This is a genomic window from Bacteroides sp. MSSM.1001136sp1_RTP21357st2_D2_RTP21359_211015 (genome assembly GCF_040913205.1).
GTDB classification, from domain to species: domain Bacteria; phylum Bacteroidota; class Bacteroidia; order Bacteroidales; family Bacteroidaceae; genus Bacteroides; species Bacteroides ovatus.
Map to the genome: position 1 here is coordinate 16799 of NZ_JBDFVF010000038.1, position 21728 is coordinate 38526.

Consider the following 21728-nt stretch of genomic DNA (forward strand, 5'->3'; position numbering starts at 1 on the left):
CTATGCCTTTATGGACTTTTTTCTCTCTTCATGCGGTCAATGAGAAATAATCGTGTAACTTTGTAAACTGTTAGTGTAAAAACAAGAAGAGAAAAAATGATAGTTTGCATAGCCGAAAAGCCATCAGTAGCACGCGATATAGCCGAAGTACTCGGCGCTCATACCAGAAAAGAAGGATATATAGAAGGAAACGGATACCAGGTGACCTGGACATTCGGGCATCTTTGTACCCTGAAAGAGCCGCATGAATACACGCCTAACTGGAAATCATGGAATTTAGGTAGCCTGCCAATGATTCCTCCACGTTTCGGCATCAAGTTGATAGAGAATCCTACCTACGAAAAACAATTCCACATTATCGAGGGACTGATGCAGAACGCAGATGAAATCATCAACTGCGGTGATGCCGGGCAAGAGGGAGAATTGATTCAGCGTTGGGTGATGCAGAAAGCAGGTGCACGCTGTCCGGTGAAACGTCTGTGGATTTCTTCATTGACAGAAGAAGCTATCCGGGAAGGGTTTGCGAAGCTGAAAGATCAGACAGATTTTCAGTCACTCTATGAAGCCGGACTTTCTCGTGCAATGGGTGACTGGCTATTAGGAATGAACGCCACCCGTCTTTACACCATTAAATACGGTCAAAATAAACAGGTACTCTCTATCGGTCGTGTACAGACACCGACTCTGGCACTGATTGTCAACCGTCAGTTGGAAATAGCTAATTTCGAACCCAAGCAATACTGGGAACTGAAAACCAACTATCGGGATACCACTTTTTCCGCACTTATCCGCAAAAGTGATGAAGAAATTGCTGCGGAAGAAGAAAAGAACGGTGGAAAAAAGAAAATAGATAATCCGGGTATCGACCCTATCGCTAACCGGGAAGAAGGCGAGGCATTGGTAGAACGCATAAAGGATCTTCCGTTTGTAGTCACTAGTGTTGGCAAGAAAGATGGGAGAGAGTTCGCCCCACGTTTGTTCGACTTGACTTCTCTTCAGGTAGAATGTAATAAGAAATTCGCTTATTCGGCTGATGAAACGCTGAAACTGATTCAGTCTCTTTATGAGAAGAAGGTAGCTACCTATCCGCGTGTTGATACTACTTTCTTGAGTGACGATATTTACCCGAAATGTCCTGCTATCCTGAAAGGACTCCGTGATTACGAAGTCTTGACAGCTCCGTTAGCCGGCACTACACTTCCTAAATCGAAAAAGGTATTTGACAACTCGAAAGTGACGGATCACCACGCCATTATCCCCACCGGAGTCTATGCTCAAAACCTGACGGATATGGAACGTCGTGTCTATGACTTGATAGCCCGTCGTTTTATAGCCGTATTCTATCCGGACTGTAAGATTTCTACTACTACCGTCATGGGAGAAGTGGATAAGATAGAATTCCGGGTGACCGGAAAACAAATCCTGGAACCGGGATGGCGTGTCGTGTTTGCAAAGGACGTAAAAGATCCTACTGAAGAAAAAGAGGAAGAGGATGAAAATGTACTCCCTACCTTTGTGAAGGGTGAAAGTGGTCCTCACATTCCCGACTTGAACGAGAAATGGACACAGCCGCCCAGACCTTATACCGAAGCAACACTGCTCCGTGCAATGGAAACAGCCGGAAAACTGGTAGATAATGATGAACTTCGTGATGCCTTGAAGGAGAATGGTATCGGCCGGCCGTCTACCCGTGCTGCCATCATTGAAACACTGTTCAAACGAAATTATATCCGTAAGGAGAGAAAGAACCTGATTGCCACCCCGACAGGAGTGGAGTTGGTGCAGCTCATTCACGAAGAATTATTGAAATCGGCGGAACTGACAGGTATTTGGGAAAAGAAGCTTCGCGAAATTGAAAAGAAGACATACGATGCCCGCCAGTTTCTCGAAGAACTGAAACAGATGGTTTCGGAAATCGTGATGAGCGTACTTTCTGATAATACGAATCGACGTATTACTATTCAGGATGCAGTAGCTGCAAAAGCCGAAGAGAAAGCAAAGAAAGAGCCTAAAAAGCGTGAACGAAAACCAAGTACACCGAAAGAAAAGAAACCAAAAGCGGAAAAAACGACGAACGAAGTGAAGGCTGATTTGCCCGGTTCTCCGGCTCCGGTGGCTACAATTGCTTCAACTCCTTCTGCAACAGGTGGGGTAGATGCTTTTGTTGGCCAACCCTGTCCACTTTGTGGTAAAGGAACTATCATTAAGGGGAAGACTGCTTACGGGTGTTCGGAATGGAGAAATGGATGTACTTTCCGGAAGAATTTCTAATCTGTATTGGAATAAATTAAATCCATTGGCAGTATGGTTATATTTCCTGCCTCACTATTGCTTTTCACTGATTAATTTTGTATCTTTAGTGATTTTCATTCTTTCGGAGATAGATAGTCACCTTATAGAATGACAAATATCACCTTATAAAGTGACATTAGTCATTCTATAAGGTGACTATTGTCCCATTGTAATGGGACAACTACCCGAGTGCATAAAAGATAATAAATTCCTGCACTGAAAAACTTTAAATAATAGAGACATTACCTGCATAGAAATAGTGTATCTTACCTAATTTCATATTATATGCCTCACAATAACAAGGTAAAGTGCATTGTAGAAAATAGTTATGTGAAAAACTACATAGTTTATTAAAAAACACTATATTTGTACACAACTCTAAATGTTCTACTTATAAAATACGACTATCAATAAATTATTCAGATGAACCGCTTTATTAACTACTACAAGAAGATATTCTCACAAGAGTACATGGATCGCACCATTTCGGGAGGTATCAAGTCACAGCTCACCTTGCTACTCGTTACCATTGCTACGGTGCTGACTATCTTTTTTATTATCGCGATGCTTTTTTCCATCCAACTGCATGGACACGAGGAATGGGGAGAAAGACTTTGGGTGGTGTACAATAACTTTGTCGATCCCGGTAACCAAATAGAAGAGACTGCCTGGCCTAATAGGATATTAGTGGGACTTATCAGCATTTCGGGATCCGTTTTACTGGGCGGTGTGCTCATCTCTACCATCTCTAATATTATAGAGCGGCGTGTGGGGGTGGTATACACAGGGCGAATGACCTACCGTAATATAAAAAATCATTATGTGCTAATAGGATTCAATGAATTGTCTATCAATATGATACGCGAACTGTATGACGAATGTCCTTCAGCACGCATCTTGCTGATGAGCGGTATAGAGGCGGCGACAGTGCGCCATCGTATACAGTCGGCCCTACCCATCGAGATAGAGAGACAAGTGCTTGTTTACTTTGGCAACATTGAGTCGATTGAGGAACTCCAGCGGTTGAACATAGAGAGTGCTATTGAAGTGTATGTGTTGGGTGATGAAGAACGTTACGGGCGCGATGCTAAAAATATCGCTATTGTGCATTTGGTGAGTGCTCTGCGTGGTAAATGTTCTGATGGCAAGATGATGCCTGTGTATGTACAGTTCGACAGCATCCCTTCATATTCCAATATACAGAAAATGAATCTGCCGCCCGAAGTCTTTTGTATAGAAGGCAAGCCTAATATTTTCTTTCGCCCCTTTAATCTCCACGAAAACTTGGCCCGGCAGCTATGGAGCCTTTATGCAGCCGATTGTGAAAGGCGTTATGATCCGCTGGATTATCGTCCCATAAGCATAACGCAACAACCTGATGGAAGTTGGAGCGCTACCAGTCAAGACTATGTGCATTTGGTTATTGTGGGATTCAACCGAGTGGGACGCTCGTTGCTACTCGAAGCACTACGTATCTGCCATTATGCCAATTATGATGACCGCCTGCCTGCAGATGAACGTATACGTACCCGCATCACTTTAGTAGATCGCGAGATGGAGGCACAGGAAGACTACTTCAAAGCTCAATTTCCCTATATAGAGAATCAAATAGATGATATTGAGGTGGAATATTGCCATGACGACATTTGTAGTACTGCTATGCGTACCCGCCTGCAGCAGTGGGCACAAAATAAGCATTGTATGCTTACAGTGGCTATTTGTGTGCATGATCCCGATTTGAGCCTTTCATTAGGACTAAACTTGCCGCATGAAGTTTATCAATATCAGTGTCGTGTGCTTATCCGTCAGGAATTTAATAATGATTTGTCGTCAATGGTGGACGATGAGAAGGGACGTTATCGCTATGTCAAAGTGTTTGGCATGGTAGACAGGGGAATAAAGAAAAACATCTTACAAGACAAACTGGCTTTGTATGTGAACTACTTATACGATTGTTGTTATGCTGATGAAAGCCTCAAACAAAAAGAGGTATTGAAGAAAATGTATGAATCCTATGGCAACCACTCTGCCGACTTTATTTTGATGAACCACCAGGCGCAATATCTATGGAATAAATTAAGCGAGCCGCTGCGCTGGGCTAACCGCTATCAACTAGATGCCTATAGTGTGTTTTGTCGCACACTGGGCTATGGCATCAGACGGAGTAACTGCTCACCGACACACATATCCGAATCTATGTTCAATGAAGAACTGCCAGCCCAAGTTTTGTATCTGTTAGTGCGCATGGAGAAGTACCGATGGAATGCCGAGCGTACGGTGGCCGGCTGGAAACGTGCTAAGGTGAAGGATAAGGTGTTTTTGCTACATCCTCTTATTATGCCTTTCAGCGAACTACTACAAAGGCATCCCGAGGAGGTAGAGAAGGATGCTGATGTTATTTATAATTTGCCCTACATATTGGCATTGGGAGGATATGAACTTTATAGATTGGCCGATCAATAGATCCATATAACATTCGTATATAACGGCACAACATTTAGATACATGAAAAACGTGAAAGTCTTTATTGCTTCGTCGGCAGAACTTGATGAAGATAAATTGCAGATGGACCTCTACTTTTCGCAGAAGAATAAGGGATATAGGAAACGTGCCATCTGCTTCGAACAGCGTACCTGGCGTGATTTTCCCAGCTACCTTTCTGAGGAGCATCTGCAGAATAGATACGATGATTACATTCGCCAATGTGATATTGTGATTTTTCTTTTCCATACTCGTTTGGGGCAATATACGCTACGCGAACTGCAAGTCGCTTTTGAACAAGTGAAAGCGAGTGGTGGTAAACGTCCAAAAATTTACATTTATGCTAAACGCGACGAGCATGGCGCGGCACTACTGGAGAAACTAAAACAATACAGTGAGCAAGAATATGGACACTTCTGTGATACTTATGCCGACTACAATGAGCTGTTTCATCACTTTGACTATCAGTTAACGCAACTGGAAAATGAAGGTTTCATACGTCCCAATCCTGTAGACTTACCGCGTACTAGACGTTTTGTACTGCTTTGTTTGCTGCCTGTGGTGATAGTGGCTTTCTTCTTGCTGGCCTATCAGTTATGGCAACCTGTGACGTTTAGGGTCGAACTGAAGGAGAATATATCTACCACACTGCCCTTTCGGGGAGCTACGCTCACACTGAAGTATGCCGATGTAGTGGAAACCCGTGAACTGGCTACGTTGCAAGAGGTGGTGGAATTTGAAGGCATCAACCGCAAGTATGCTTGGCTCGACGACTTCACGCTAAGTTTCAAAGCTAAGGGGTATATGCCTGTAGATACTACACTAAGTTACACCAATACTTGTTTTCTAAGCATCTGTCGTAATAATGATGCTGGTGTGCTACAAGGTGTTGTGACCGACGAAGAACGACAACCCGTGGCTGATGCTCGTGTACAAGTGCTGGGCTATTCTGCACAAACTGGGGCCGATGGTTCCTTCTTGATAGAGGTACCATTATCGCAGCAAGCCACTAGCTATCGTCTCACAGTGATGAAAGCAGGTTTCGAAATCTGGGATTATAATGGGGTAGCTCCGTCGCCTACCGAGCAGATGCGCATAGCCTTGCGCAAAAAATAGTATAACCTTCAAACAACAGTGTACTCATGAAAAAACTCCTACTTACAGTTGCGCTATGTGCAGCTACTTTTTGGGTTATACGTGCACAGAGCCAACGCGGCACTGTAATGATACAAAATTCTGGTAAAAAAGCCTTGCCGCAAGTAAATATAGTGATAGAGGGGGCTACACCCACTACCAGTGATGCGCGGGGCTGTTTTGAGGTACAACTACCCAATCATATAGAGGGACAGCGGCTACTTATACAACAGATAGCCTATCGTGACTGGGTGGTGGTTAATCAACATATGGTGAACCAATGGGTATATGCACCTACCAAAAACTATCGGGTAGATATGTGTGCTAAAGAGGAGTATACGGCTAGAGTTGAGCAATTCTACCAGATAGGTAAAACCAATGCGAAGGCTAAGTATACCAGTGCCATGGCTCAACTCAAACAACTCAAAGAGGAAGGTAAAATGAATAGCGACCGCTATATGCAACGCCGGAAAGAGATACAAGCGGCTCTGAACACTGCACAAGAGATGTTAGACTGTTATGTACCTTTGCTGGTAGCTATCAATACAGACTATTTGGAACCTATAGAAAAACAGGCACAACAACTAGTGACGCAGGGAAAGCTGGATGAGGCTATCGGACTATACGAAGGATTACAATTGGAAAAAAGATTGGCTCATGACCTTGGCTTAAAGAAACAGTGGGATGAAGATATCGAAAGTATGATACCCACTGTTGAACGCTATGCACAAACATTGGTGTTACAAGGTGGTGAGGAGAGTTACCGGAAGGCAGGAGATTTATTCAAGAAGATAGCTGACAGTAGTCCCACACACATGGACCGTAATGCCGATTACGCAAACTTTGCTTATCATCAACGGAATTTTACAGATGCAGAGACTTACTACAAGAAAGCCATAGAGCACAGCAAAACACCTTATGATTTGGCTGATTGGTATACGAAACTAGGCCTTATCTATGATGATATGAACCGTTTGGATGAGAGTATCGGCTACTTTGACAAAGCACAACAATTGCTCGAAAAGTTACCGCGGAACATACTGGCTACAGCCGAACTTACTGTAAACCTTGATATCAACTTATCGACTGTACTCTTTAAAATGGTACGTAAGGGTACTCCCGAAACAAAATTGAAAGGTTGCCGAATAGCGCTCAATTCGCTCAAAGAGGCTGTGAAGATACTATTAGCTTTAGGTCCCACACAGGCACCAGACTACGAATCTAAGCTTATGGTCTGTTATCAAAACATGACTACTATCTATGGGGTGATGGGCGACAAGAAAGGGCTGGAACAAGCCCAGGCGGACATTGCTAAACTTAATATGACTGATGCTAAAGCTGATACGCAGGTAGAGTATTGGGTGGCGAAAGGAAACAATGCCAATTATAAAAAGAAATATGACGAGATGTTAGCTGCCTATCTGAAAGCTGATGAGATCATAGAGAAATTGTATCGTAACAATCCTTCTCAATATAAAATAGAGCGTATTACTATCTATCAGTTGTTAGCTGCTGCCTATTATGAGCTGGATCGCTATGTCGAAGCGGTGGATGCTGATGAAGAAGGCTTGGCTATTTTCAACACTCTCCCCGACGAGGAGCAGAGTACACAACGCGAACTTTATTATAACCTCTATTACAATCTCTATCAATGCTACTATTACACCCAACAGCATAATGAGGCATACGATGCTATCGAAAAGATTCATCCTTTCCTGAAGACCGAGGCGTCAGAATATGCTATAAATATATGGTTCACAGCGCTCAACGCCGCCTACAATTTGGGGCGTTATGAAATCTTGAAATATAGTGAAGAGATTATTGAGACCCTGAAAGCATGTCAGGACAACAAGGCTGTTTATTCGCAGGTCAATGCTTGTTATGCCTTTTTAGGAGCACTTTTTTTCAATACTGGGCATGTAGATACAGCTCTTTATTTTTATGATCTTAGTGATAAGTGTGCTACCCAGCACGGACATGTCCGTATGTTGGCTTATAATAAACTCAATCGTCTGTCGCTTAATCTCACAGGTCATCGGGCACAGGAAGTCGTAGCAGATGCTCCTGCCATAGAAACTGAATTGAAGAAAAGGGAGGGAGATAACGACAGTTTTGCACAGCTAAAGTATATTCAAATGATGGCCTATATGATGCTGGGGCAGTGGAACGAAGCTAATCGTATCTCTCAACTCATGAATCAGATGCCACCTCAAGATGCTGCTGTCGGACGTGCCCGTGCGCTATTGGCCCAGGCTGTGCTATGTATACACACTAAACAGGAGGCAAAGCCCTATTTTGATCGTTTCATGACCGAGGCAGAGGATGCGCGCCGCTCCAGTCTCTTCATGTACCACGAACTGATGGCAGACTACTATTTTGTATGCCTCTACTATGCTATGCAGAATAAACAATACAAACAGGCTTCAGAGATTACTGCCAAATTAGCTGATGTTATGAATAATTTGACCGAGGAATCTCCTATTCGAGGCGTTTATATGCAAATACAGTTCCTGAACAAATGCGGAGATTTGGCTTACTTCACTCACCACTATCAGAAGGCTCTCGATATATATGAAAGTACTATCTCTTTATTTTATGAATATCATGCAAACTCAAAAGTGCAATGTTATACCTATATGTATGACTGGGTGTCGACATTACTGCTAGATAATGATTTTTATAAAGCAGAGCAAACCATGCGACAGATGGGAACAGCCCGTCAGGGGATCATTCAGCAGGCCTTCATACTAGCACTTCATGTTTTACATACCGATGTCCAAGCGGGTAAAGAACTGGTGGCTCATCTCAAAACTCGTAAGTTGTATAAAAGTGAAGAGTTTTATGCTCCGGTTTTATTGCTTTACAGTAAACAGATGAAGGATCGCATAGGTCAAGACTATCAACCTACACTAAATCTACTCATTCAGTTGTTGTCATGAGAAAATATTTGTTGTCATCAGTTTTTTGTGGGCTATGTGTTCTTGGTATTCAGGCTCAAGTTACACTCAAAGGAGTGGCTGTGAAAATGAACTCTGATTTTACTCCTGTAGCAGGAGTAGAGGTTGTTGTACAAGGTGGTGTGCCTACTCTCACTGATGGCGCGGGTACTTTTATACTGAAACTACCTCACATGGAATCGGACGACCTTCTTTTTGATATCCGTATCAGCAAACAGGGTATGGAGATCGTTAATCTCAAAGAGGTAGAGCAATGGGTGGCAAGTGGAGATATACTCTATAAAGTAGTACTCTGTCCGAAAGGGTATATTGAGCAGAGCAGGCGCAAATTCTACAACATAGGCAAGAGTTACTATCAGCGGGAGTATGAACGCAAATTGCAGGAACTCCGTGTGACACGTGAGTTGCAGCAGGCAGATATTGCTACTTTTGAACAAGAGATGTCACAACTCAGTCAGGAGTATGATAAGCGTATGAAGTTGCTGGATTACTATGCCGATAAGTTTGCACGTATCAACAAGGACGAGCTGTCGGCCATGGAGCGACAAGCTATGGCATTGGTAGAGAAGGGAGACATTGATGGTGCTATACACATCTATGAAGCATCGGGTATTGTGGAACAATTTAGTAACAAAATGGCGCAACGTGATTCATTGCAACAGTCATTGCAAACTACCCGTAGGCTCATTAAACAGCAGTTGGAGTGGTATGAAAAAGAGGGAGGCAGTGTATCTCAAGAAAAAGCGATTCAGCTTAAGCAGGCGTTACAACAACTAGAGGAAAAGTACAAACTAATGAATAGAAAATGAAGTAAGCACTATACAAAGATTGTGTACTTTTAATCTGGCAGTGACACTACCAGCCGTAATCCATAATCAATATCCCATCGTTGCGGGTTAACTCCGTAGCGGCTGGTGACTTTACAATATTTCTCGAAGGTATAATAACTACCTCCACGCAACACTTTATGCGTATCTTTTTCGCTTATAACCGGAGCGATGTTTCCGGTAAAAGGAACCTTTCTGTCATACCAGTCCATACACCATTCATATACGTTTCCACTCATGTCATAAAGTCCCAGTTCGTTGGGCTTCTTCGTTCCTGTTTCTTTGGATACGTAAGTATTGTAATATTTTTCTCTAAACCAGGCAACCTGTTCTGCATTATTGCTGCCGGCATAGATGAAATTCTTGGTTTTTAGTCCCCCACGTGCTGCATATTCCCATTCTGCTTCGAAGGGGAGACGGAAGGGTAGACCGCTTAATTGAGAAAGTTTTTGGGTAAATCGTTGAGCGTTGAACCAATTGACTTGGTCTACCGGATAGTTACGTCTGTGTTGGTTAGAAGGATTTTCTCCCATAATGACATACCATTCATCCTGACTAACTTCATATCGGTTGATGAAAAAAGAGGCTACATCCACGGGATAGTTGTTGTTGTCTCCGAGATTGGCTGTACCACCTTCCACATAAACCATATTCCATAGTATATAGCGTATAACCTCTTTTTGTTCTTTATTTATTGTCGGCGACCAATGCAAGGCTTTTTCCAATTTGGAGGGGAGAGTGTCAATAATACTTGCTTCTCTTCGACATTTATCGTGGTATCGTTGCCACATTTGTTGTTCTTGCGCTCTGCTTGATAATGCGATTCCTTGTAATAGAAAGCAAATGATTATAGTTTGTTTGGTGTACCCTTTTATCATGATAATTGTATGTTTATTTATTGGACGAACTAAAGTAGCAATGACTGCAATAGTAACACTTAAATTTATTTAATATTTTTCGCTAAGAAATGATCTTTGTGATGATAACCCTCATACGTTGAAAACCCAAAATTTCTTCCTGCATTGAATAAATGCCTTTTTTTCATTAAAATCCTCTTTCTTTTAGGCAATAATCGTGGCGCGTTTGTTATTTATAAATAAGAAGATCAATTATTTAAATAGAATGAACATGAAGAAAAAATTAGCAGGAGTTGCATTGGTGTTGGCTGCCGTCTCTTTGATGAGTATACAGCCTGTAGAAGCATGTACGCGTGCAGTGTATATAGGCCCTGACCAGATGGTGATAACAGGACGTACAATGGACTGGAAGGAAGATATCATGACGAATATCTATGTATTTCCGCGTGGTATCCAACGTATGGGACATAACAAAGAGAAAACTGTGAACTGGACTTCCAAATATGGAAGTGTGATTGCTACAGGATATGATATAGGTACTTGTGACGGAATGAACGAGAAAGGATTAGTGGCTAGCCTGCTTTTCTTGCCGGAATCCATTTACTCTCTTCCCGGCGATACCCGTCCGGCAATGGGCATCAGCATTTGGACACAGTATGTGCTTGATAACTTTGCCACGGTACGCGAAGCGGTGGATGAATTGAAAAAGGAGACTTTCCGCATTGATGCTCCCCGTATGCCGAATGGAGGACCGGAGTCTACCTTACATCTGGCCATAACCGATGAAACAGGCAATACGGCTGTATTGGAATATCTGGATGGGAAATTAAGTATTCACGAAGGAAAAGAATACCGGGTGATGACAAATTCTCCTCGATATGAACAGCAGTTGGCCATTAATGATTACTGGAAAGAAATCGGTGGCTTACAGATGTTACCCGGAACCAATCGGGCAAGCGACCGTTTTGTACGGGCTTCATTCTACATTCATGCCATTCCCCAAATTGCGGATGCAAAGATTGCAGTTTCCAGCGTATTGAGTGTGATGCGTAATGTTTCCGTGCCATTTGGTATTAATACACCGGAGAAGCCTTATATATCTTCTACCCGTTGGCGTTCCGTATCCGATCAGAAGAATAAGGTATATTATTTCGAATCTACCCTGACTCCGAATTTGTTTTGGCTGGATTTGAAGAAAATTGATTTTAGTCCGAAAGCCGGCATTAAGAAACTGTCTCTGACAAAGGGCGAAATTTATGCAGGTGATGCAGTGAAGGATTTGAAAGACAGCCAATCATTTACCTTCCTTTTCGAGACTCCGGTCATGTAATTTGTCAGTGTGATAGATATATAAAAGAGTGGTGGACAAATGCTTGTAATCAAGCTTGTTCACCACTCTTTTATATGTATCGTTTATAACTTGATTGTTATTTATCCGCTTTATCGTCTGGCATATTCCTGATGAAACTCTATGACTGCCTCTATCCCTTTCCGGAAGATATCCAATGAGCAGTTCTCGTTCGGAGAATGGATCGCATTCGATTCGAGTCCAAATCCCATCAATACGGTTTTGATTCCCAATACCTGTTCGAAAGTAGAGATGATGGGAATACTTCCGCCACGGCGTACCGCCAACGGCTTTTTCCCGAAAGCGATCTCGAAACCTTTCTCTGCTGCCTGATAGGCAGGAAGTGAAATCGGGCACACATATCCTTGTCCCCCGTGCATGGGAGTCACTTTTACCTGTACTGTATCAGGCGCGATACTAAGAATATAATCTGCGAACATTTGCGAAATCTTATGGTGATCCTGATGCGGTACTAACCGGCAAGATACTTTAGCATAAGCCTTTGAAGGCAGTACGGTTTTAGAACCTTCTCCTGTATATCCGCCCCAAATGCCACATACGTCAAAAGACGGACGGCAACTGTTACGTTCCAATGTGCTATATCCTTTTTCTCCGAAAAGCTCTTTTACACCGATTGCTTCTTTGTATTTCTTTTCGTCAAAAGGAATATGGGCTATCATTTCCCGTTCGGTTTGCGGCACTTCTTCCACATCATCGTAGAATCCGGGAACAGTGATACGTCCGTCGGCATCCGTTACTTTGCTAATAATCTGGCAAAGCGCGTTGATCGGATTGGCTACCGCACCCCCGAAATGTCCGGAATGCAAGTCACGATTCGGTCCCGTCACTTCTATTTCCCAATAAGCCAGCCCGCGCAGACCAGTAGTCAATGAGGGCAGTTCAGCTCCTAGCATACTCGTATCCGACACCAGAATAACGTCTGCTTTCAGCAATTCTTTATGTTCTTCGCAGAAAGCTTCCAGACTGGGTGAACCTATTTCTTCTTCACCCTCGAAGATGAACTTCACATTATTCTTCAGTAATCCGTTTTTGACGAGATATTCAAATGCTTTCACCTGAATGAACGATTGTCCTTTGTCATCATCCGCTCCACGTGCCCAGATATGTCCGTCACGTATTTCCGGTTCAAACGGTTCGCTTTTCCAGAGTTCCAATGGTTCGGCCGGCATCACATCGTAATGAGCGTAGATTAATACAGTCTTTGCATCCGGGTTCACGATCTTTTGAGCGAAAACAACCGGATTGCCCTGTGAGGGCATTACCAATGCTTCGTCCACACCTGCTTCCAATAACAGTTGTGCCCAGCGTTCCGCACAAGCCAGCATATCGTCGTGGTGCTCTGGCAGAGCACTGATACTGGGAATGCGAATAAGGCTGAACAAGTCATCCATCATCTTTGGTTCGTGTGCCGCTATGTATTTCTGAATCTCGTTCATTAGAGTTGCGTCGTTTTATCCAGTAAGTAATAATCGAGTATGGTCATGGCAGCCATTGCTTCTACGATAGGTACGGCACGAGGTAATACACAAGCGTCATGACGTCCGCGTGCTTTCAGAGTGGTGTCGACGCCATCAATGTTGACAGTTTCCTGTTCCATCAGCAGCGTGGCAATCGGTTTGAACACTACACGGAAATAGATATCCTGACCATTACTCAATCCTCCCTGAATACCTCCGGAGTGATTGGTGTGCGTCTCGATCCGTCCGTTATTGTTATAGAAAACATCGTTCTGTTCGGAACCTTTCATTTTCAATCCCTTGAATCCTTCACCGTATTCGAATGCTTTGGCAGCGTTGATGCTTAACATGGCGTTACCCAGGGCAGCATGAAGTTTACCGAAAACAGGTTGTCCCAATCCGATGGGGCATCCCTTAATGACACAGGTCAGTGTACCTCCGATGGTATCGCCTTCACCTTTTACCTTATATATAAGGTCTGCCATTTCTTTTGCTTTTTCAGGGTCCGGACAACGTACATCGTTGGTTTCTATCAGGTCGAAATTATAGTCCGAGTAAGTACCCTCCAGTTTGATAGGACCTACCTGCGAGGTATAGGCAGTGATGTTGACTCCCAATTGGCGGAGTGCCAGCTTAGCCAATGCGCCGGCTACCACGCGCGAAATCGTTTCGCGTGCGGAAGAACGTCCGCCGCCACGGTGGTCACGGATTCCGTACTTCACTGTGTACGTGTAATCAGCGTGTGAAGGACGATATACATTTTTCAGATTGTTGTAGTCATTGGAGTGTTGGTTTTCATTCCAAACGATAAAACCAATAGGGCATCCGGTGGATTTCCCTTCAAAAATACCTGAAAGAAACTCAACTTTATCAGCTTCTTTACGTGCAGTGGTAAGAATGGATTGTCCCGGACGGCGACGATTAAGTTCTTGTTGTACGAATTCTTCGTCGATGACAATTCCTGCCGGAAATCCGTCAATCACTCCTCCAACTCCTTTTCCATGAGACTCACCGAAACTTGTGAGCCGAAAGATATTGCCAAATGAATTAAACATAGTTGTGGCTTTTTTAAAATTACTATATGCAAATATAACAAAGTTTTCGATAAGAAAGTTGTGAACTCGAAATATCTTCGAAAAAGGAAGCATATTGAACCTTTTTTCTTCTTTTTAGTTTATAAGGGACGAATTTATTATAATAACTAAACCAAAGACGTATGAAAAAGAATCTATTGTATTTATTGGCATTGGTCTGCTCTCTTACTTTCTTTGCTGCTTGTAGCAGTGACGATGACGACAGTGATAACAAGGATAATGGGAATCCTCCTGAAGAGGAAGCTGTGATAACGGCTCCGGATGTAGTCGGAACGTATTGGGGAAATCTGGATATATCCATGATACCGGATGGTTCTGACCAGGAAATTGTCATAGGAGATGGAATAGAGAAGTTTATTACCCTATCGCAGGTCAGCAATACGGAAGTGAAGATTGAACTGAAGGAGTTTGAATTGTTCATCAATCAACAGATTCTGAAGTTTGGAGATATTGTTGTTGATAAGTGTGAAGTGAAGAAAGGGGAAGGTGTGTCTACATTTACCGGACAGCAAGACCTTACGTTTGAGGGAAATGCCGCTGCTTTGGGTACTTGTCCTGTAACTGTTACAGGAACGGTAGAAGATGGAAATGCAGACATGACCATTAACGTGAAAGTGCCTACATTGCAACAGACTGTAAAGGTGACCTACTCCGGAGTGAAACAGGTGGCAGAGTCTGGTGGAAATTAATTTCTTGTTCACCACAGATTACACAGATTATTTATATTGATAGTCTATGACTTATAAATCAATCTGTGTTAATCTGTGTAATCTGTGTAATCTGTGGTGAGACTTAAAATGCGTACCCAAAACCTATATTCAAATAGATAGGATACATTGCAAAAGTGATTGTATTAAAATCGCTTTTAAATATATCGTTCAATCCCCAGGTGAGATCAGCATACACATTGAGGTGCTTGAAAGCTCGCCATCCGGCTCCCACCTGTAATCCCCACTGGAAATGTCTCAAGTCGTCCGAGAAATCGTAGGTTGCAATTTTGCCGTCGGTAAATTCTACTTTCGGACCGGTGGGATCATCTTCCCGCAAATATCCTTCGTACACATGACCTGAAAATTCTTTTGAAAGCAGATACGAGAAATAAGGTCCGGCTTTGATGTTCCATCGGTTACTTAGTTTGTAGGTAGTCATTAGAGGTATAGTCAGTCCGGCGGTATGTACTTTGGTTTTCACTCCGCCCGTCCATACTCCGCTGATTCTTTCACCTCCTTGTCCGAGAATTTCCATATTGTAATTTTTTACGGTGGCTTCGGTGGTCATTGCTTTGTTTTCGAGCCGGAGTCCGACTATGATTCCGAGTTTGTTCTGAACGGCAATCCATTTGGTTACTTCGCCCCCTATGCTGATGGCCAGTGTCGGGTTATATCCGTCAATCGAACGGATTTCTACCGGAAGGGGAAGCGGGGCTGTGCCGCCAATGCTGAAACCTGCTTTAATCTCATATTCCAGTCCGTGAAGGGCGGAACGGATCAGTGTTTCATTTCGGTCTACCTGTGAATAGCCGGGGAGAGCTATTCCTATACAGGCTAGTAAACTGAATATATACGGATAGATTTTTATCATTATGATTGTTATAAAGTTATTTAATTCCGTTTGTTTGATAATGTGTACGTTTTGTATGAGTACATTGTTTGAGCGCATTATCAGCGTATTGCTATGGAAAATTCTTCTTCGAAATTCCGCTAATTTTCCGAGCGATAGATTAACTCTGCCTCGTCGATCAGTAATGTACTTCCGATTGCTCCGTTAAACTGATCTCCTTCCAGGCTTGAGGTGAACACGATGGCTATATTATATTTCCCATCCCTTAGCTTCTCCTTATCTATGAATTTTCCGGGGAGAGTGATGAAAGGAAGTTTAAAGTAAGTCCATTCGTTCGTTTCTTTGGCATTATTAATCCGTGCTGTTGAAATCAGGTTCGGACTGGTGAATGCATTCGTTCCGTCGAGAGTAGGAACGGATTCGCTGGTTTCGTACATGATGGCATATATGTCACAGATGTCCCGTTTCCCGTTCACAGGTTTTCCTCCTTCTGTAAACTGATCTCCTGCTTTGTATTTATAATAACCAGCCAGATAAGTGGGTACATGCCGGAAAGGGAGGCCGAATTTAGTTGCTTTCAGAGGATTGCTCATAGCGTTATTCACATCGAAAGAGCCGATAAACAGATTTCCTGCCGCAATAGGCATTCCTGCTATCTGGCCGAAGAATCCGGTACTGCGTGTCACTAAGGAGAGGCATTTGCCGGCTTTTCCGTCTGTTATTTGGAAAGTGGGATAATCATCGGCTGTTTTAGCTACTCCGGTCATGGCATAACCCGCATTTCCGCTGGCCCATTCCATGACGACCTTATCTCCTTCGCGTTCCACAAATATGTAGTACTTCTTTCCGCCCAGTGTATCTTCGAAATTATAGTTTGTGGCAAGTTCCGTGTCGATCACTGATACGGTATACGTTTTCTTCCAAACACCATCGGCAGCTGTAACAGTATATTCCTGTGGGGTATTGAAGTTTCGCTCCGTGCCGCTAAGCGGACTGATCGCAGCTCCCGGAGTCAGTGTAAATTCAGGCTTGAGTTCTGAAATATCAGTTCCCGGACCAACAAAGATAGTTATGGAATTATTGTTAATAATAGGACTGGTTGTCATGGCTACTCCCGGTAGTATACAACTTAATATGTCTGCTTCTGCATTGAGAGCTTCTTCGCGGATACATGAAGAGGAAACAATAGCTAGTAGCAAATAAACAACTATGTGTTTTGCTTTCATTTTTCTATCAATTCTTTCTGTTAAAGTTTGGTGTATGGGAGATTTTATAACAATATGAGATTTTATTTGTTCATTATAGAATGTTGGAAAAGAAAGAATTTCTTATTTTTGTGGAACCAAAACTTATAAGTCCATGACTGAATCAGAAAGAAGGCAAATTATAGAATTGATTAAGAAGGAGGTCATTCCGGCTATCGGATGTACGGAACCTATCGCAGTAGCGCTTTGTGTAGCTAAAGCTGCCGAAACACTGGGAGCGAAACCGGAAAAGATAGAAGTCCTGTTAAGTGCTAATATATTAAAGAATGCCATGGGAGTCGGAATACCGGGAACGGGTATGGTCGGGCTTCCCATAGCGGTTGCTTTGGGGGCGTTGATTGGCAAATCAGATTATCAGTTGGAGGTGTTGAGGGATTGTACGCCGGAAGCGGTGGAACAGGGAAAACAATTCATCGCAGAAAAACGGATTTGTATTTCTCTAAAAGAAGATATTACGGAAAAGCTTTATATCGAAGTGATCTGTAAAACGGAAGATAAAACGGCTAAAGCCATCATTGCCGGTGGACATACTACCTTTATATATATAGCCAAAGATGAACAAACGTTGCTCGACAAGCAACAAACAGTCAGCGAGGAAGAGGAAGAGGCTTCGCCCGAACTAAACTTGCGTAAAGTATATGACTTTGCACTGACTGCTCCGCTGGATGAAATCCGTTTCATCCTTGACACAGCCCGTTTGAACAAAGCTGCTGCCGAGCAAGCCTTTAAAGGTAACTACGGACATTCTTTAGGGAAAATGCTTCGGGGAACTTATGAGCATAAAGTGATGGGGGATAGCGTGTTTTCTCATATCCTCTCTTATACGTCGGCTGCCTGTGACGCCCGTATGGCCGGTGCTATGATTCCCGTAATGAGTAATTCCGGCAGTGGTAATCAGGGGATATCCGCTACACTCCCCGTCGTTGTCTTTGCAGAAGAAAACGGAAAAAGTGAAGAAGAACTGATCCGTGCTTTAATGCTTAGCCATCTCACTGTTATATATATCAAACAAAGTTTGGGACGTTTGTCTGCTTTGTGTGGTTGTGTGGTAGCTGCCACAGGTTCCAGTTGTGGAATCACCTGGTTAATGGGAGGAAACTACAATCAGGTTGCTTTCGCTGTTCAAAACATGATTGCCAATTTGACAGGAATGATTTGTGACGGTGCAAAACCGAGTTGTGCCTTGAAGGTAACCACCGGAGTTTCGACAGCCGTACTGTCTGCCATGATGGCAATGGAAGACCGTTGTGTGACTTCCGTAGAAGGAATTATAGATGAAGATGTAGACCAAAGTATCCGTAACCTGACAAGAATCGGCTCGCAAGCCATGAACGAAACGGATAAAATGGTACTTGACATCATGACGCACAAAGGATGCTGATTTTAAGTATTAAGTATCAAGTATTAGGTATTAGGCATTAAGTATTAGCCGGAATGACGGCATAAAAAAAGTATTAAGTATTAAAACTCCGGTTATATCCGCACGGAATTAATACTTAATACTTTATACTTAATACTTCAATTAATGACAGTGTCCGCCTTCGCAACCGCAGTCGTCGCCACAGCCATCACCGCAGCTGTCGCATCCGCAACCGCAACCACCTTCGCCACTCATCATTTTCACCAATTCCTGGATTTCTTCGTTAGTAGCAGGACGGCTTTCCAGTATTTCACCTTCGAAAATCAGGTCGGCACCAGCCAACGGGTGATTGAGGTCAACTACTACAACATCCGGTTTGATTTCTACTACGCTGGCATTTACGCGCTGACCGTCGCCAGTCATCAAAGGTACGATGTTACCTTCTTTAATACGTTCGCTATCAAACTTGCCATCTATTTCAAAAATATTTTTGGGGAGGTCAATAACGTGTTGTTCGTCATATTGTCCGTAAGCCTTATCTGCCGGAATGGTAAAATCAAATTTATCACCTTTAGAAAGAGCAGTTATCTGATTTTCGAAATCTTCGAGTGTTGTTCCTAATCCTGAAATGAATTGAAAGGGATGTTCTGCTTTTGCTTCTTCGAACAACTCTTTTTCACCATCTTCCATTGTATATAGTTTGTATGCAACGGTAATGTACTTGTTTTCTACTGTTTCCATCTGATCTTTTTTGTTTCTGATTAATAATTCCCGTAAATACGGGTCTACAAAGATACGAATTATTTGCTTGTACTCCGGTATAGGGAGGGTAAATTTCAGATTATTAAGTGCTTTTGTCAGAAAAAGAAAGTGAGGCGCGCAGTTAGATAATAGTTGTAAATTCAACCTTTAAGTGATAAAATAGAGAAATAATACCTCTCTTTTCTTACAATTATTCGCTTTTAAGTGATTTTTTTCTTCGATTTGTTTGGATATAATAAAAAAGCCCTTACCTTTGCAGCACGAAAATAAAGAAAAGAAGATATGAATATGTTACATACATCTATTAACCTAGCAGTCCTGCATATTATTCGCGTCGTGGTGGTCCCATCAAGAGCGTGAGAAAGGTTTTTGTGTTGTATGTGTTCGTACCATAAAAGATAGAATTTAGAGCCTTTCTCACTTGTGTGAGGAAGGCTCTTTAATTAAAAGATAGATTGAAATGAAAAAGCAATTACGCAGTTCGTTTAGTACACAAGGCCGTCGGATGGCGGGAGCCCGTGCATTGTGGGCAGCCAACGGCATGAAGAAGAATCAGATGGGTAAACCCATTATCGCTATCGTCAATTCGTTCACACAGTTTGTCCCGGGGCATGTACACCTACATGAAATCGGTCAGCTGGTGAAGGCAGAGATTGAGAAGCTAGGATGCTTCGCTGCGGAATTCAATACAATAGCTATCGACGACGGTATAGCAATGGGACATGACGGTATGCTTTATTCGCTTCCTTCACGTGACATCATTGCAGACAGCGTAGAATATATGGTCAATGCGCACAAGGCAGATGCAATGGTATGCATCAGCAATTGCGATAAGATCACTCCCGGAATGTTGATGGCGGCTATGCGTCTGAATATCCCTGCCGTATTTGTATCGGGTGGTCCGATGGAAGCGGGAGAATGGAATGGCCAGCACCTGGATTTGATCGATGCGATGATTAAATCGGCCGACGAAAGTGTTAGCGATCAGGAAGTAGCGAATATCGAGCAAAATGCTTGTCCTACTTGCGGATGCTGCTCCGGTATGTTTACCGCCAACTCGATGAACTGCCTGAATGAAGCAATCGGACTGGCTCTTCCCGGCAACGGAACCATTGTAGCGACACACGAAAACCGTACGCAACTTTTCAAAGACGCTGCGGAACTGATCGTGAAAAATGCAAAATTATATTATGAAGAAGGAGACGAAAGTGTACTTCCCCGTAGCATCGCTACCCGTCAGGCTTTCCTGAACGCCATGACGCTGGATATAGCAATGGGGGGATCTACCAATACGGTTCTTCACTTGTTGGCTGTTGCTCACGAAGCAGAGGTAGACTTCAAGATGGATGATATCGACATGCTTTCCCGCAAGGCTCCTTGCCTCTGCAAGGTGGCTCCCAATACACAGAAATATCATATTCAGGATGTAAACCGTGCCGGTGGTATCATTGCCATTATGGACGAACTGGCAAAGGGCGGTTTGATAGATACATCCGTTCGCCGGGTAGACGGAATGTCACTGGCAGAAGCTATTAATGAATATTCAATCACCAGCCCGAATGTGAGCGAAAAAGCAATTAAGAAATATTCGAGCGCAGCCGGAAATAAATTCAATCTCGTACTTGGTTCACAAGGTATGTACTATAAGGAACTGGATAAGGACCGTGCAAACGGATGTATCCGTGACTTGGAACATGCTTACAGTAAAGACGGCGGACTGGCCGTATTGAAAGGCAATATTGCTCAAGACGGTTGTGTAGTAAAAACAGCAGGTGTAGACGAAAGTATCTGGAAGTTTACCGGACCTGCCAAAGTATTTGATTCGCAAGAAGCAGCTTGTGAAGGCATCCTCGGAGGTCGAGTCGTCAGTGGAGACGTCGTCGTCATCACGCACGAAGGTCCGAAGGGTGGTCCCGGTATGCAGGAAATGCTTTATCCTACCTCTTATATAAAATCCCGTCATCTCGGAAAAGAATGTGCTTTGATTACCGACGGACGTTTCAGCGGTGGAACTTCCGGATTGAGTATCGGACATATTTCTCCTGAAGCGGCAGCTGGAGGCAATATCGGAAAAATTGTAGACGGAGACATTATCGAAATCGATATTCCGGCCCGGAAGATTAACGTGCGACTGACGGATGAAGAACTGGCAGCCCGTCCGATGACTCCTGTCACTCGTGACCGTTATGTACCAAAGAGCCTGAAGGCGTATGCCAGCATGGTAAGCTCTGCCGATAAGGGAGCAGTGAGAATTATATAATATAGTTGGTGATAGTTGATAGGTAATAGTTAGCTGCGCAGCACTTAGCGCAA

At 43.2% G+C, this 21728-nt stretch carries 15 protein-coding genes; 9 read left to right on the forward strand and 6 right to left on the reverse strand.

Annotated elements, in window-relative coordinates; all coding sequences use genetic code 11:
* The first annotated feature begins 96 nt into the window (after positions 1-96).
* The 5 genes from AB5217_RS20555 (at position 97) to AB5217_RS20575 (ending at position 9673) form a co-directional block, all read left to right on the forward strand.
* Complete coding sequence (locus tag AB5217_RS20555) at positions 97-2271, forward strand: DNA topoisomerase 3 (protein ID WP_004321870.1); 2175 nt, start codon at positions 97-99, stop codon at positions 2269-2271.
* Between the two features lie 444 nt (positions 2272-2715).
* The gene (locus tag AB5217_RS20560) at positions 2716-4755 is read left to right on the forward strand and encodes a hypothetical protein (protein WP_004321869.1); all 2040 of its coding nucleotides are present in this window, start codon (positions 2716-2718) and stop codon (positions 4753-4755) included.
* 42 nt (positions 4756-4797) lie between these two features.
* Positions 4798-5889, forward strand: a complete 1092-nt coding sequence (locus AB5217_RS20565) for a carboxypeptidase regulatory-like domain-containing protein (RefSeq protein ID WP_008650264.1) — start codon at positions 4798-4800, stop codon at positions 5887-5889.
* A gap of 26 nt (positions 5890-5915) precedes the next feature.
* On the forward strand, positions 5916-8846 hold the full coding sequence (locus tag AB5217_RS20570; protein WP_055167742.1) for a tetratricopeptide repeat protein: 2931 nt from the start codon (positions 5916-5918) through the stop codon (positions 8844-8846).
* Positions 8843-9673 (forward strand): hypothetical protein, encoded by an 831-nt coding sequence (locus AB5217_RS20575; RefSeq protein WP_032843986.1) that lies wholly within the window; start codon positions 8843-8845, stop codon positions 9671-9673. The genes AB5217_RS20570 and AB5217_RS20575 overlap by 4 nt, the downstream gene beginning before the upstream one ends.
* A 29-nt stretch (positions 9674-9702) precedes the next feature.
* On the opposite strand, the gene AB5217_RS20580 is transcribed toward AB5217_RS20575, so the two are convergent.
* Positions 9703-10569 (reverse strand): formylglycine-generating enzyme family protein, encoded by an 867-nt coding sequence (locus AB5217_RS20580; protein ID WP_032843985.1) that lies wholly within the window; start codon positions 10567-10569, stop codon positions 9703-9705.
* A 250-nt stretch (positions 10570-10819) separates the two neighbouring features.
* Between AB5217_RS20580 and AB5217_RS20585 the strand changes: the two genes are divergently transcribed.
* Positions 10820-11878, forward strand: a complete 1059-nt coding sequence (locus AB5217_RS20585) for a linear amide C-N hydrolase (RefSeq protein ID WP_022199491.1) — start codon at positions 10820-10822, stop codon at positions 11876-11878.
* Between the two features lie 110 nt (positions 11879-11988).
* Here the strand turns inward: AB5217_RS20585 and AB5217_RS20590 are convergent, their stop codons facing one another.
* Positions 11989-13353 carry a dipeptidase gene (locus tag AB5217_RS20590; RefSeq protein WP_004299465.1) on the reverse strand — a complete coding sequence of 455 codons (1365 nt, stop codon included), beginning with the start codon at positions 13351-13353 and terminating at the stop codon, positions 11989-11991.
* Positions 13353-14429 (reverse strand): chorismate synthase, encoded by a 1077-nt coding sequence (aroC, locus tag AB5217_RS20595; RefSeq protein WP_004321863.1) that lies wholly within the window; start codon positions 14427-14429, stop codon positions 13353-13355. Before aroC ends, AB5217_RS20590 begins: the two co-directional genes overlap by 1 nt.
* Before the next feature lie 161 nt (positions 14430-14590).
* Between aroC and AB5217_RS20600 the strand changes: the two genes are divergently transcribed.
* On the forward strand, positions 14591-15157 hold the full coding sequence (locus AB5217_RS20600; protein WP_004299469.1) for a calycin-like domain-containing protein: 567 nt from the start codon (positions 14591-14593) through the stop codon (positions 15155-15157).
* Positions 15158-15260: 103 nt separating this feature from the next.
* Here AB5217_RS20600 and AB5217_RS20605 read toward each other — a convergent pair whose 3' ends face one another.
* Entirely contained in the window at positions 15261-16049 is a 789-nt protein-coding gene (locus AB5217_RS20605) for a porin family protein (RefSeq protein ID WP_050486498.1), read from the reverse strand.
* Between the two features lie 119 nt (positions 16050-16168).
* Entirely contained in the window at positions 16169-17254 is a 1086-nt protein-coding gene (locus AB5217_RS20610; protein ID WP_032843984.1) for a PCMD domain-containing protein, read from the reverse strand.
* A 133-nt stretch (positions 17255-17387) separates the two neighbouring features.
* Here AB5217_RS20610 and AB5217_RS20615 point away from each other — a divergent pair, with 133 nt between their 5' ends.
* Complete coding sequence (locus AB5217_RS20615) at positions 17388-18674, forward strand: serine dehydratase subunit alpha family protein (protein ID WP_008776287.1); 1287 nt, start codon at positions 17388-17390, stop codon at positions 18672-18674.
* A gap of 141 nt (positions 18675-18815) precedes the next feature.
* Here the strand turns inward: AB5217_RS20615 and AB5217_RS20620 are convergent, their stop codons facing one another.
* Complete coding sequence (locus tag AB5217_RS20620; protein WP_004313581.1) at positions 18816-19394, reverse strand: peptidylprolyl isomerase; 579 nt, start codon at positions 19392-19394, stop codon at positions 18816-18818.
* Positions 19395-19875: 481 nt separating this feature from the next.
* Between AB5217_RS20620 and ilvD the strand changes: the two genes are divergently transcribed.
* Positions 19876-21675 (forward strand): dihydroxy-acid dehydratase, encoded by a 1800-nt coding sequence (gene ilvD, locus AB5217_RS20625; protein WP_004312414.1) that lies wholly within the window; start codon positions 19876-19878, stop codon positions 21673-21675.
* The last annotated feature ends 53 nt before the right edge of the window (positions 21676-21728 follow it).

Bases quoted from the DNA above. Each gene is read 5' to 3' on its own strand.
- AB5217_RS20555 (WP_004321870.1), top strand. From the start codon at position 97: ATGATAGTTTGCATAGCCGAAAAGCCATCAGTAGCACGCGATATAGCC.
- AB5217_RS20560 (WP_004321869.1), top strand. From the start codon at position 2,716: ATGAACCGCTTTATTAACTACTACAAGAAGATATTCTCACAAGAGTAC.
- AB5217_RS20565 (WP_008650264.1), top strand. From the start codon at position 4,798: ATGAAAAACGTGAAAGTCTTTATTGCTTCGTCGGCAGAACTTGATGAA.
- AB5217_RS20570 (WP_055167742.1), top strand. From the start codon at position 5,916: ATGAAAAAACTCCTACTTACAGTTGCGCTATGTGCAGCTACTTTTTGG.
- AB5217_RS20575 (WP_032843986.1), top strand. From the start codon at position 8,843: ATGAGAAAATATTTGTTGTCATCAGTTTTTTGTGGGCTATGTGTTCTT.
- AB5217_RS20580 (WP_032843985.1), bottom strand. From the start codon at position 10,569: ATGATAAAAGGGTACACCAAACAAACTATAATCATTTGCTTTCTATTA.
- AB5217_RS20585 (WP_022199491.1), top strand. From the start codon at position 10,820: ATGAAGAAAAAATTAGCAGGAGTTGCATTGGTGTTGGCTGCCGTCTCT.
- AB5217_RS20590 (WP_004299465.1), bottom strand. From the start codon at position 13,353: ATGAACGAGATTCAGAAATACATAGCGGCACACGAACCAAAGATGATG.
- aroC (WP_004321863.1), bottom strand. From the start codon at position 14,429: ATGTTTAATTCATTTGGCAATATCTTTCGGCTCACAAGTTTCGGTGAG.
- AB5217_RS20600 (WP_004299469.1), top strand. From the start codon at position 14,591: ATGAAAAAGAATCTATTGTATTTATTGGCATTGGTCTGCTCTCTTACT.
- AB5217_RS20605 (WP_050486498.1), bottom strand. From the start codon at position 16,049: ATGATAAAAATCTATCCGTATATATTCAGTTTACTAGCCTGTATAGGA.
- AB5217_RS20610 (WP_032843984.1), bottom strand. From the start codon at position 17,254: ATGAAAGCAAAACACATAGTTGTTTATTTGCTACTAGCTATTGTTTCC.
- AB5217_RS20615 (WP_008776287.1), top strand. From the start codon at position 17,388: ATGACTGAATCAGAAAGAAGGCAAATTATAGAATTGATTAAGAAGGAG.
- AB5217_RS20620 (WP_004313581.1), bottom strand. From the start codon at position 19,394: ATGGAAACAGTAGAAAACAAGTACATTACCGTTGCATACAAACTATAT.
- ilvD (WP_004312414.1), top strand. From the start codon at position 19,876: ATGAAAAAGCAATTACGCAGTTCGTTTAGTACACAAGGCCGTCGGATG.